The organism is Cryobacterium levicorallinum, assembly GCF_004402405.1.
Classification (GTDB): Bacteria; Actinomycetota; Actinomycetes; order Actinomycetales; family Microbacteriaceae; genus Cryobacterium; species Cryobacterium levicorallinum.
In genome coordinates, this window is sequence record NZ_SOFE01000003.1 from 58,640 (window position 1) to 70,775 (window position 12,136).

General features: G+C 66.3%; 10 protein-coding genes. 6 read left to right on the forward strand and 4 right to left on the reverse strand.

Translation table 11 applies throughout. The features are described from left to right. Positions 1 to 88 precede the first annotated feature (88 nt). From E3O11_RS02000 to E3O11_RS02020, 5 genes are all read left to right on the forward strand, one after another. A complete protein-coding gene (locus E3O11_RS02000) occupies positions 89 to 1,420 on the forward strand; it encodes a bifunctional o-acetylhomoserine/o-acetylserine sulfhydrylase (protein WP_092451304.1) in 1,332 nt (443 codons plus the stop codon). Between the two features lie 73 nt (positions 1,421 to 1,493). Next, a complete protein-coding gene (gene metX, locus E3O11_RS02005; RefSeq protein WP_092451306.1) occupies positions 1,494 to 2,696 on the forward strand; it encodes a homoserine O-acetyltransferase MetX in 1,203 nt (400 codons plus the stop codon). A gap of 70 nt (positions 2,697 to 2,766) precedes the next feature. Beyond that, positions 2,767 to 3,936, forward strand: a complete 1,170-nt coding sequence (locus tag E3O11_RS02010) for a sensor histidine kinase (protein WP_092451308.1) — start codon at positions 2,767 to 2,769, stop codon at positions 3,934 to 3,936. Continuing rightward, positions 3,933 to 5,267 carry a hypothetical protein gene (locus tag E3O11_RS02015; RefSeq protein WP_092451310.1) on the forward strand — a complete coding sequence of 445 codons (1,335 nt, stop codon included), beginning with the start codon at positions 3,933 to 3,935 and terminating at the stop codon, positions 5,265 to 5,267. Before E3O11_RS02010 ends, E3O11_RS02015 begins: the two co-directional genes overlap by 4 nt. Positions 5,268 to 5,312: 45 nt before the next feature. Beyond that, on the forward strand, positions 5,313 to 5,969 hold the full coding sequence (locus E3O11_RS02020; protein WP_092451312.1) for a response regulator transcription factor: 657 nt from the start codon (positions 5,313 to 5,315) through the stop codon (positions 5,967 to 5,969). A gap of 98 nt (positions 5,970 to 6,067) precedes the next feature. Here the strand turns inward: E3O11_RS02020 and E3O11_RS02025 are convergent, their stop codons facing one another. The 4 genes from E3O11_RS02025 to E3O11_RS02040 all read right to left on the reverse strand — a co-directional run bounded on the left by E3O11_RS02025 (position 6,068) and on the right by E3O11_RS02040 (position 10,102). Next, positions 6,068 to 7,345, reverse strand: coding sequence for an MFS transporter (locus E3O11_RS02025; RefSeq protein ID WP_092451314.1), 1,278 nt, complete (start codon positions 7,343 to 7,345; stop codon positions 6,068 to 6,070). 38 nt (positions 7,346 to 7,383) lie between these two features. Beyond that, positions 7,384 to 7,686, reverse strand: coding sequence for a thiamine-binding protein (locus E3O11_RS02030; protein WP_092451317.1), 303 nt, complete (start codon positions 7,684 to 7,686; stop codon positions 7,384 to 7,386). A 10-nt stretch (positions 7,687 to 7,696) separates the two neighbouring features. Continuing rightward, positions 7,697 to 9,064: a hypothetical protein gene (locus E3O11_RS02035; protein ID WP_241994617.1), complete on the reverse strand. Its 1,368-nt coding sequence runs from the start codon at positions 9,062 to 9,064 to the stop codon at positions 7,697 to 7,699. Between the two features lie 162 nt (positions 9,065 to 9,226). Next, positions 9,227 to 10,102, reverse strand: coding sequence for an ADP-dependent NAD(P)H-hydrate dehydratase (locus E3O11_RS02040; RefSeq protein WP_092451319.1), 876 nt, complete (start codon positions 10,100 to 10,102; stop codon positions 9,227 to 9,229). 287 nt (positions 10,103 to 10,389) lie between these two features. Between E3O11_RS02040 and E3O11_RS02045 the strand changes: the two genes are divergently transcribed. Then, the gene (locus E3O11_RS02045; RefSeq protein ID WP_134479454.1) at positions 10,390 to 11,910 is read left to right on the forward strand and encodes a leucine-rich repeat protein; all 1,521 of its coding nucleotides are present in this window, start codon (positions 10,390 to 10,392) and stop codon (positions 11,908 to 11,910) included. Positions 11,911 to 12,136 lie beyond the last annotated feature (226 nt).

Sequence of the window (12,136 nt, forward strand, 5' to 3'; positions counted from 1 at the left end):
TGCGGCATCCGTTGCAGGGTTCACACCGGCTCCATATGCTCGTGGCCAGAGCGCCGGACAATCCGCGCCGAGTGATCCGGAGGCTATCGTGACCGACAATTCTTCATCGTGGAAGTTTGAGACCAAGCAGGTTCACACCGGAGCACACCCGGACCCGACCACCAACGCTCGGGCGACGCCGATCTACCAGACCACCTCGTATGTCTTCAACAGCGCAGAGCACGCCCAGAACCTGTTCGCGCTGGCCGAATTCGGCAATATCTACACCCGCATCCAGAACCCCACCCAGGCCGTCGTCGAGGAGCGCGTGGCCGCACTCGAGGGGGGCACCGCGGCGCTGCTGCTGTCCAGCGGACAGTCGGCGTCCACTTTTGCGGTGTTGAACATCGCCCAGGCCGGCGACCACATTGTCTCGTCCAGCTCGATCTATGGCGGCACCTACAACCTGTTCAAGTACACCCTGGCCAAGCTCGGCATCGAAACCACCTTCGTGGAAGACCAGGATGACGCGGCCGAGTGGGCCCGTGCGGTGCGCCCCAACACCAAGCTGTTCTTCGCCGAGACCATCGGAAACCCGCGCATCAACGTGCTCGACATAACTCTGGTAGCGGATGTCGCCCACGCCGCCGGCATTCCGCTGATCGTCGATAACACGATCGCGACGCCGTACCTGATTCGCCCGTTCGAGCACGGCGCCGACATCATCGTGCACTCGGCCACGAAATTCCTCGGCGGCCACGGCGCCGTCATCGGCGGGGTTCTCGTCGACGGTGGCAAGTTCGAGTGGTCGAAGAATGTGGAAAAGTTCCCCGGACTGACCGAACCCGACCCCTCCTACCACGGCGCGAGCTACACCACCGCGGTCGGTGACGGCATCGCCTACGTCATCAAGGCTCGCGTGCAGCTGCTGCGTGACCTCGGAAGCGCCATCGCCCCGGCGAGCGCCTGGCAGCTCATCCAAGGCATCGAGACGCTCAGTCTGCGCATCGAACGCCACGTGCAGAATGCCCAGGAAATCGCCGAGTGGCTCGACAACCACGACGACATCGCCTCGGTGAACTACGCCGGCCTGCCCTCGAGCCCCTGGTACGCCAACGCCAACAAGTACGCCCCGCTCGGCGTCGGAGCGGTGCTCTCCTTCGAACTCAAGGGCGGAGTCGCCGCCGGCCGCGCCCTCGTCGACAATCTGAGCTTGTTCAGCCACCTCGCCAACATCGGCGACGTGCGTTCCCTGGTCATTCACCCGGCCTCGACCACGCACGCCCAGCTCACCCCGGAGCAGCAGCTCACCGCCGGCGTCACCCCGGGCCTGGTGCGGCTCTCGGTCGGCATCGAAAACGTGGCCGACCTGAAAGCCGACCTCGAGGCTGGCCTCGCCGCGGCCCGCGCCGTCGTCAAGCGCGACCGCGCCGACGCCTGACCGGGTCGCTGGGCCCGGGCGCACAACGTAACATGCGCCCGGGCCGTCCATTCGGCCGACAGAATGGACGGATATGGAATGGCAATCATCAGCAGACACGGTCCCGTCGAGCTTCATCACCGAAGCCCAGGCGCGCTCGGTCCTCGGCAAGCCTCCGGCGACCGGTGCCTGGCGTGACGGTGACCCGGTGGGAAACCGGCAATTCGCCACTCTCGGCCCGCTGAGCTTTGAGGCCGGCGGCAGCCTCCCCATGGTGCGGCTCGCCTACGAGACCTGGGGCACCCTCAATCCGGCCGGCGACAATGCCGTGCTCGTGCTGCACGCGCTCACCGGCGACAGCCACCTGGCCGGTGCCCCCGGCCCCGGCCAGGAGACCGGCGGCTGGTGGGACGGCATCGTCGGACCGGGCCTCGCCATCGACACCGACCGGTGGTTCGTCGTGGCGCCGAACATGCTCGGCGGCTGCCAGGGCAGCACCGGGCCGGCGTCGCTGGCTCCGGACGGTCTGGAGTGGGGCATCCGTTTTCCCTATCTCACGATTCGCGACCAGGTCAGCGCGCAGCGCGTTTTCAGCGACCGACTCGGCATCGACCGCTGGGCTGCCGTCATCGGCGGGTCAATGGGCGGCATGCACGCCTTGGAATGGGCGATCATCACCCCCGAGCGGGTCGAGCGCCTGATCATTTTGGCCGCGCCGCCAATCACCACGGCCGATCAGATCGCCGTCAACTCAGTTCAGATCGAGGCGATTCGCACCGACCCGGCCTTTCGGGCCGGCGATTATTACGATGAAGCAGATGGTGACGGACCGACGCGCGGGCTGGCCCTCGCCCGCCGCATGGCCCTGTTGAACTACCGCAGCCCAGCCGAACTCAACGCACGCTTCGCGCGGGGCTGGCAGAGCGATATCAGTCCGCTCGGCGCCAACGGTCGCTTCGCCGTGGAATCGTATCTTGACTTTCACGGGAATAAATTCACCAGGCGCTTCGACGCCAACAGCTACATCGTGTTGGTCGAAGCCATGAATTCCCACGATGTCGGGCGCGGCCGCGGCGGCGTGGCGACCGCCCTCGGCCGGGTCACCGCCCGGTCCGTTGTCGTCGGTATCGACAGTGACCGACTGTTCCCGGTCGACGGCCAGCGCACCATCGCCGCCCACCTGCCGAACAATATCGATGGCCCCACCGCTGTGGTGCTGGAATCCGGGTATGGTCACGATGGCTTCCTCATCGAGAACGAAGCGATCGGCGCCCAAATACGGCGGGTGTTGGACTAGGGAGAACTCTCCGGCGTCCCGCCCGGTATGGTGCAGATAGACATGTTCATCTCCCACCAGACAGGCACCCATGCAACGCATCCTCAAGGAGCGAGACCGGCTCCTTCGCAGAGCGGTGCAGGCGGCCGGGCTGACCGGCTCGGCCACGACGCTGGCGTGCTTGTTCGTACCCGGTGGCCTTGCCGGAGACGCGCGCATTGCGGCGGTGGCGCTCATCCTGCTGCTGGCGGCCGCGCAGTACCTGCTCGGCAGCACGGGCGCCCTGCGCTGGGCGGTGCTTATCGTGCTCTGCGGAGAAGGAACGATCCTGGTCGTGGGCTTCGCGAGCCACCCCGGAGTTTCTCCCAACCCAATCGAGGAAAGCGTGATCGGCATGGTGGCGACCGCGCCGATGTGCGCGGTCGCGGCAGTACTGATCACGAGCGCACGTCGGCTGCTGATGCTCGGCTCCTTCTTCGTGCTGACCGTCGCGACTGTTGCCGTCGTTACAGTAGGCGCCCCCAACCAAGTCATTCTGCTCACCCTGACGGTGGCCATGTGGTTTTCCTTCACCCTCGCCTCCTGGTTTATCGCGCAGAGCGTCCCTCGGGTAATGCACCGCATTGCCGCGATCGGGCGTGCCTACCGCGCCGAACGGCACGCCAGCGAACTCGAGGCGCAACGCCGACAGGACGCCCGGTTGCTGCACGATACCGTGCTCGCCACGCTGACCCTGCTGGCCCATTCCGGGGTCGGAGTGAGCCCAGCAGCCCTGCAGAAGCAGGCTGGCGACGACGCCCGGCTACTGCGTCAATTGCGGCTCGGCGGCCTGCCGATGCCGAGCCGTTCCGGCGGGTATACCCTCGAACCAGCCTCGCTGCTGACCCTCGGCGACACGCTCGACGAAGTGCGTCAGCGCTTCGAACGGGTCGGTCTGACCGTCAACTGGCACGGCAGCGGGCAGGTGCAGTTGCCCAGCAACGTGCTCGATTCCTTTCTGCTCGCCCTCTCTGAGTGCCTCGAAAACGTGCGCCGTCACTCCGGGGTCGATCATGCCGACGTAACAATAACGGATGACGACGCCACCATTCGCGCGATGGTCACGGACACCGGGGTCGGCTTCGACCTCGGACAGGTCGGTTCGGAACGACTCGGCGTCGCCGAGTCGGTCGTTGCCCGGCTGCGTGACGCGGGGGGCAACGCTCGTCTGTTTTCCTCGCCGGGTGCCGGAACGACGGTTGTTCTTGAGGTTCCCAAATGAGTCCGCTGAGCGACACCGCACCCATTGATACCGTTCGCACGCGCGGTGTGGGTGCGCGCCTGCTGGGCGGGCCGGACGAGCGAAGCTGGCCGACATCATCCGCTGGCCAAACGACCCGGGCCGCACTGTCGCCGCTGCGGTTTCCGCGATCGAGCCTGCGTGGTGACGGTCATTTCACCGTTTTCCGCTCGGACCAAAACGGTTTAGGCGCCCGCCACCTCGGTATCGGTATGAGCATCAGTGCGGCCGTCATCGCCGTTTTTCTGGCTGTGCGGCTGGTGGTCGAGTGGGACCAGGCCCCCACGCCCACACTGAGTATTGTGGCCTGGCTGTTACTCGCCGCGATCGCGGTCGGGGTGAACCTGGCGGTCCACGAACTCTCCTCACGCATGCCCATGTGGCTGTTTCTACTAGCCCTCGGCCTCTGCGCGATCGTGGTCGCCCTCGACCTGGCCGGATCCATGGGAATTCCGGGAACGGCGGCCTTTCCCACCGCGGCTCCAGCCGTTGGCGCCTTTCTGCTGACGATTGCGACCCTGCGGGAATCTCGCGATATCACCCTGGCAGCGCTCGCCCTCGGTGTCATCATGGGCGCTGCAACCCTGCTCGAAGCCCGCAGCGACGTGCTGACGCTGGGACCAGATATTCTCGGGGTCACCCTCGCGGTGGTACCGCCGGTGGTCGGCGCGAGCATTGTGCAAGCGTTTCGGCGCATGGTTCAGCGCGAGCTCGACCTCGTGCTCGTGCAGAGCACCGTGTCCCAGCCACGGTTTGCGGTCGGCATGCTCGCCTCGGAACAGCTGGCTCGGCTCGACCTCGATGCGGAGACCTTGCTCGACGATGTGGCCCAGGGACGCACAGCGCTTCCGTTGGCCGCGTCGACGGCCACGACCGCTGCGTCGCTCGCCACCCAGTTGCGCGTGCACCTGATCGAGGGCCGCACCGAGACCTGGCTGCACCACGCGATCACGGAGAGCGAGTTTCTTGGCCCCGTCGTAGCCCTGAGCGACCCGGCTGGGCTCGCCGGGCTGTTGTCGCCGACCCAACGTGAGGGGCTGCTCCTGACGATTTGGCTGCTGATCGGGGATACCCAGCGATCGGGAGCATCCGTTTCACTGCGGTTCGGACCGATTGCCCCCACACGTGGGGTGGGGCTGCAGCACCAGGTGCGTTTTCCGATTCAATTGACCACAACTGGGGTATCGCGGCGGCGTGTCGATCCCGAAACCTGGCAGGCGATTTGTGCGGTTGGTCCGCACATGGATTCCAATTGGGCCGGAAGCTTGCGGGTAGACATCGAGTGCAGTGTGGACAATCCAGCTGATGCCTAGTATTGGGGATATAGACGATAAGGTGCACTCAGTAGGAGGCAACACATGACGACGACACCCCGGCCCATCCGCTTGGCCCTTGTTGACGACCACAGGATGCTCTTGGGGGCGCTCACCGAGTGGATTCGAAGCGCCGCTGACGACATCGAGATGGTCGCGGCGGTGACGACCTGGCCCGAGTTGCTGACCCACCGCGAGTTTCCGGTGGACGTCGTGCTGCTCGACCTCGATCTCAAGGACAACATTCCGGTGTCCCTGAAGATTGCTACGCTCAAGACGACCGGAGTGAAGACGGTGCTCATGAGCACCTACTCCGAGCCGGCTCTCGTGCGCGAAGCCCTCGCCGCCGGCGCCCTCGGCTACCTCGTGAAGAGCGAGGAAGCGAGCATGATTGTCGATGCCATTCGTGCTGCCTACAACGGCAAGTCCTACATCTCCGCTGAGCTCGACTACGCGCTCAACTCGACCGAGAACGTTGAAGGTCCCCGCCTCAGCGCCCAGGAACGCCGCGTCATGGCGCTCTACGGCGCCGGTGAGCCGGTGAAGGCCGTCGCCTACCAACTCGGCATCTCCGAGGAGACCGCCAAGAGCTACCTGAAGCGCATTCGCGAGAAGTACCGCTTAGCCGGGTACGACGTGGGTACCAAGGTCGCGCTGCGCAAACGTGCCATCCACGACGGCATCCTGCTGCAAACGGACTGACCTTCGTGTTGCCAACCGGCCCCATTTTTCGTAATGCGGGCCGGTTCGTTCGTTAACGCGGCTTCGATTGAGTGGATGCCGACGGGCACGCGCCGACATTAGCCCTTGCGAACGACGGGGATCAGCTGCGTGCCGTAGGGCACATGCTGGCCGCGCAAGCGGCGCCGACGGTCGATGATGAAGGTGAGCAGGGTCAGCAGCACGCCGAGCGCGCTCAGGGCAACGCCGATCCAGACCGGGGCGAGGTAGCCGAGCCCAGCGGCGATAGCCACGCCGCCGAGGGCCGCGCCGAGGGCGTTACCGACGTTGAGCGAGGAATGATTGAGAGCTGCCGCGAGCGACTGGCTTTCGTGCGCGACGTCCATCAGTCGGGCCTGAATGGTCGGCGAGAGAGCGGATGCCGCTGCACCGATAAAGAACATGCCGATCACCAAACCGACGAGCGACTGCGCCGACAGGCCGAGTGTGACGAGCGCTGCGATGAGCACGCCGAACGAGATGTACATGGTGCGGCGCACGCTCCAGTCGGCCAGCGCTCCCCCGGCGAAGTTGCCGACTGTCATGCCGAGGCCGATGACGACCAGAATAAGCGGTACCGTTGCGGCCGTGAGCCCGGTGATTTCGATCACCAGCGGGGCGACATAGGTGTAGACCGCGAACAGGCCGCCGAAGCCGATCGCACCGATCGAGAGCGTGATCCAGACCTGCAATTGGCTGAATGCTCGCAGCTCGGCGCGCATGGTGGCCTTGGGGTTGCCAGCCTGGAACGGCACGAACATAGCGACGGCCACGAAGGTGAGCGCGAAGATCGCGGCGACGACGAGGTAGGCGATTCGCCATCCGCTCACCTGACCGATCCAGGTGATCGTGGGCACCCCGATGACGTTGGAGATGGTCAGCCCGGAGAGCACGATTGCGATACCGCGAGCCCGTTTGCCGGGGCCCATCAGGCGGGCGGCGACGAGCGAGGCGATGCCGAAGTAGGCGCCGTGCGGCAGCCCGGCCACAAAGCGGGCAACGAGAACGGTCTCAAAGGTCGGCAACAGGGCCGAGGCGATCGTGCCGAGCGTGAACGCGGTCAGCAGGGCCAGGAGCAGTTGTTTGCGCGGCCAGCGGGCCGCAGCGGCCGCGATCGTGGGCGCGCCAACGACAACACCGAGGGCATAAGCCGAGATCAGCCAGCCGACCTGCGCGTTGGCGGCATCCGGCGCCGCAGCATAGAGACCGGGCAGCAGGTCGGCGGCCAGGTTCGGCAGCAGACCCATGGCAACGAATTCGGTCGCGCCGATGCCGAATCCGCCCAGGGCCAGGGCGAGCAGGGCAAGACGAATACGGGTCGACGACAGCTGCGTCGACCCGTCAGGAGTGAGGGGCATGCAACAAGCCTAAACCCAGGCCAGCTGGAGCGGACGATTCACTCGGAGAGGGCGGTCTCCAGGCGCTCGAGCTTGCCGGTCAGTTCGCCGGTGTGGCCGGGGCGGATGTCCGCCTTCAGCACGAGGGAAACACGCGGCCCGAAGGCGCCCACCGCCTCGGTCGCCGTCTTGATCACGGCGAAGACTTCATCCCAGTCGCCCTCGATGGTGGTGAACATGGAGTCGGTGTGATTCGGCAGTCCGGATTCGCGGACGATGCGCACCGCGGCGGCAACCGCATCGTGCACGGACCCCTGCGAGTCGGCGGCGACGGACGGTGCGACGGAGAATGCTACAAGCATGGTGGGCTCCCTAGATGAGTGGTTTGGTGGTGAGTGGTTTGGTGGTGAGTGGTTTCGTGGTGAGTGGTTTCGTGGTGAGTGGTTTCGTGGTGAGTGGTTTCGTGGTGAGTGGTTTCGTGGTGAAACGGTCGCGGGCGGGCCGGCCTGACCTGCCCAGCCGGTGCAGCGTGAAGAGCGCCCAGCCGAGCAGCACGAATTCGAGTAGGTTGCGCACGGTCAGCACCAGAATCATGAGGGGATGGGCCACCAGCAGCCAGTCGTACAGGTACGGGTAGACCAGCTGGGTGAGGGCGGCGAGCGCGAGCGCGAGCAGCGCCGGCGTGCGCCAGGCGCGCCCGTTCAGCACGAGCCCGAGAATGATCGGTGCGGCCAGCCAACTGATGAACTGCGGCGACCCCACCTTATTGACGGCGATGAGGGTCACGGTCAGGGCGAGGGTCAGCGGCGGAAAGACCGCCAACCAGCCGACTCCCCGCCGCTGGGCCCGCACTCCGAGCAGCAGCACGGCGGCGGCGACGAGCGCAAGCAACGGAGTCATCACGGCGCTTGCGGCGGCGGTGCCAGCGCCGGCCACTTGAAAGGTGAGGATCTGCTGGTCGTAGTAGATGAAGCTGCCGGGCACGTTGAGCACGGCCTGCCACAGCCACGGCACAGCGATGGGTGATTCAATCTGGATCCCCCGGCCCGCCTGCTCGCCCACGAAACTCAGTACGTGGATGCCACTGCCTCGAGCCAGGCTGAGCGCCCCGGCCGCGGCGACGACCGCCGCGGTGACGGCTGCGGCGACCCCGAGCATCCGCCAGCGCAGTTTGGACGCCACAAACAGGGCGGCGAGGGCGGCCACCGGCCAGATCTTGATCCAGGCCGCAATGGTCAGTAGCACCGTGCCCCAGAGCGGAAGGCGCCGCAGGCCCAGCAGGGCGATGATGCAGAGCGGCACCGTGACCGCATCGATGCGCAGCAGCGCAATCGGGCCAAGCAACGCCAGGAATGCCAGCCACCACCACGCCGCGGGTCGGTGCGTGCGCAGGAGTACGAAGAATGCCCCGGCGTTGAGCACGGTGATTAGCCCAAACCAGGTGCCGAGATAGGCCGGGCCGCCGAGGGCGAGCGCGCCGACGACGGGTACGAGCGCGAGCAACGGGTAGACGAAATTCTCGGTGACGCCGACGATATTGCCGGCCGCGGCGCCCTCCGCCCATCCGCGATACACCACTTCGACATCGCCGAGCGGATACCCCGGCCCGAACAAAGCCAGAGTGATCAGCAGCAGGTGCACGAGCACGAAGGCCGACCATAGCGCGGCGAGCGGATGCCGCAGCACCGGCCGCGCAGGCCGCGCGCCGGTTGCCCCGCGGGGCTCGTCGTGAATTCGCACGCTTTACCTTCGCACAGGCGGCGGCCCAGGGACACCGCCCGCGCAGCTCACCCGGGAGTTTCTCGCCCGCGTTCCGCTCTGGCGCGCCGGAAGGGCATCGCGACTGCGCGCCGCGCAAACGTCAGCACGCCGAGCGAGCTCGGCGCTGGGGAAAGGCGCGCGTCAGCGCGCCGGACGAGCCCCCGGCGCGATGCCATAGTCCAGAAACGCGGCGACGGCCCGCGGTACGGCGTCGGCCACGTCCAGGGCCGCGATCGGACCGCCGGCGGAGGCGAAGTTCGCCGCTTCGGCGTGGATGAGCGCTGCAGTGGCGGCGAGCGGGGCGAGGGACGCGGCATCCGCTTCGAGCTGGTCGGAGTGGGTCGCCAGCAGCGCCCCGAGGATGCCGCCGAGCACGTCGCCGGACCCCGCCGTCGCGAGCCAGGCCGGTCCGGTCGACACGATCAGGCGGGCGCCGGCCGGTGAGGCAATGTGGGTGACTGCTCCCTTGAGCAGCACCGTGACGTCAAACAGCCGGGCGGCGCGAATGGCCCATTCCCCCGGATTCGCTGCGATCTGCGAGGCTGAGCCCGGCTTGGCCTCGCCCTCGAGCATCGCAGCCAGTTCGCCGGCGTGCGGTGTGATGACTGTCGGTCCGATTGCGTGCGAGACCAGGTCAAGGGCGCCGGCGTCGATGACGGTGGGCAGGCCCTCGGCGAGCGCTTCGTCGAGGGCAGCGCTGACGGCATCCGTTCTCGTGGCGGCGTTGATGCCGGAGCCGAGCAGCCAGGCCTGTACCCGCCCGGGCAGGGTCACGATCTCGGGGCGGCGCTGCAGGACCAGGTCCTGAGCGCGGCGCGGCCCGAGGTAGCGCACCATGCCGACGCCGGTGCGCACGGCCGCGTCGACGCCGAGCACCGCTGCGCCCGGGTAGTCCTTGGAACCGGTGCGCACTCCGAGCACACCACGGGAGTATTTGTCATCTCCGGCCTGGGGCCGCGCGATCCAGTCGCGGGCCTGTTCGGCCTCCCATTCGAGCCAGCCGCGCGGTTTCACCATGCCTCCACGATAGGTCGTTTCGGTTCAGCACGATCACACCAACGGATGCCGCGAGCGGCTGCCTTCCGGACACGCCCGGTCGGTTGGAGCACCCCGGGAGACCACGACCGGTCGACTTTGCACGGGCGGATCGAAAACCCAGTAGTTCTTCCGGCAATCACAGTGTCCACCGAGAGAAGACGTGGGTAACACCCGAAGTAGGCTCAAAATTCGGCGCATGCCGGAACCCTCTGACGTCCACGCCCACCGGCGGCCGAGACGTCACGGTCCCCTACTTGGAGGTCTCAGTGTCTGTAGCTTTTTCTCTTTCGCGAGGAGCGTCGAAGCGGATGCTGGCGGCATCCGTTGTCGGCCTGCTGGTCGCCAGCTCGATAGCGCTGATCGCCGCTCCGGCGCAGGCCGCGACGTCGGGCTTTACCGCTGCAAACGGCATCCGATACGGTGCCAGCGCCGTCGACGGAACGATTACCGCCATTGGCTATGACGGGTCGGCATTGACCGTTGAGATTCCCGACACGGTCACAGAAGCGGGCGCGGAGTACACGGTCACTGCCATCGGGGCCGAGGCCTTTAAATATTGGGGCCTTACCGGGGTCATCATTGGCCAGAACGTGAAAACCATTGGCCAGATGGCCTTCAGCAGGAACTCCGTGACCGGGCCTATTATCATTCCGGCGTCCGTGCAGACGATCGAAGACGATGCGTTCAGCTCAAGCGGTATTCTAACGTCACTGGACATTCCAGCGTCAGTGACACACATCGGCGAGGCAGCTTTCGGCGACACTGGCCTGACGTCGGTCACTCTGCATGAGGGGCTCGAAAGCATTGATCAATACGCCTTCTGGGGAAACCCGATGACGGCAATCACCATTCCGGCGTCAGTGCAGACCATTGGCGCGAACCTCTTCTGGCACGGCCACGTCGTAGCGGTGACTTTCGCCGGCGCAGCGCCGACACTCTGGAGCACTGACGCCATCAATCCGGACTCGGGCCACGTCGAGCCGTCGCTGGGCGACGCTGCGGGCTTGACGGTGCACTATCTGTCGACGTTCGGAGTTGACGGAGGGCGTGCCAATGGGTTTACGACGCCGACCTGGATGGGCTACAACACCGTGATTGACCCGATCGTGTCGTTTGACGTCACCGGGCACGACGCGATTGCGGCGCAGCGCTTGGTTGCAGGCGAGCTGGCCACGGCTCCTACTGTTACGGATGCAGGCTTCGATGGCTGGTTCACCACGGCAGACTTCACGACGCCGTTTGATTTTTCGGTCGCTCCGACCGACGATGTGACCGTGTACGCGAAGTGGCCCGTGGCCGCGGTGGTTATTGGAGAGCCGGTTGTTGAGCCGGTCGCGCCGTCGTCGCCGACCCTGACTCTTGACCTCGGCCTGGCTGTTGGCGACGTTGTCGCCGGTGCTCCGGTGACGGTGTCGGGCGCGGGGCTCAAAGCCGGCTCCGATTACACCGTCATTTTGCGCTCCACCCCGGTACTGCTGGCCGGCGGAACGATCGACAGCTCCGGAGCGTTCACAGCCAGCGCTGTTCTGCCGACCGGACTGTCGGCCGGACAGCACACCGTGACCCTGACGGGCACGGCCACTGACGGCTCTTCCCTGTCTCGCGTTGCCTTCCTGACGGTCAGCGCGACCGGGACGGTCACTTATCTCTCCTACACCGCAGCGGATGCTGCCACCGCAGCGCTCGCGGCAACCGGATTCACGGCCGCGCCGCTCGGCTTCGCCGCGCTGCTGCTGCTCCTGGCCGGAGCCGCGCTCGTCGCGGCCCGACGTCGGAGCGTCGCGTAACGCATCCACTGAAGTCGGCCGTCACCGCGTGAATCATGCGGGTGACGGCCGTCTTGTGCGGTCGGAGCGCTGCGACCCGCCGCGAGCGCGCCCGATCTGGGTGCTCGCTACGGTAACGGGCGTAGCGGCCAGCCGAATCGGGCGCGGCCATCCGCTGATCCCTTTTGCTGGAACAGAAGCACCCATCCCAGTAGTTCGTAACGAAATCCCAGCACTCCCACTCTGG

What these genes read in the sequence shown, in the direction of transcription:
- E3O11_RS02010 (WP_092451308.1), top strand. Translation starts at nt 2,767, where the DNA reads ATGCAACGCATCCTCAAGGAGCGAGACCGGCTCCTTCGCAGAGCGGTG.
- E3O11_RS02020 (WP_092451312.1), top strand. Translation starts at nt 5,313, where the DNA reads ATGACGACGACACCCCGGCCCATCCGCTTGGCCCTTGTTGACGACCAC.
- E3O11_RS02015 (WP_092451310.1), top strand. Translation starts at nt 3,933, where the DNA reads ATGAGTCCGCTGAGCGACACCGCACCCATTGATACCGTTCGCACGCGC.
- metX (WP_092451306.1), top strand. Translation starts at nt 1,494, where the DNA reads ATGGAATGGCAATCATCAGCAGACACGGTCCCGTCGAGCTTCATCACC.
- E3O11_RS02025 (WP_092451314.1), bottom strand. Translation starts at nt 7,345, where the DNA reads ATGCCCCTCACTCCTGACGGGTCGACGCAGCTGTCGTCGACCCGTATT.
- E3O11_RS02040 (WP_092451319.1), bottom strand. Translation starts at nt 10,102, where the DNA reads ATGGTGAAACCGCGCGGCTGGCTCGAATGGGAGGCCGAACAGGCCCGC.
- E3O11_RS02030 (WP_092451317.1), bottom strand. Translation starts at nt 7,686, where the DNA reads ATGCTTGTAGCATTCTCCGTCGCACCGTCCGTCGCCGCCGACTCGCAG.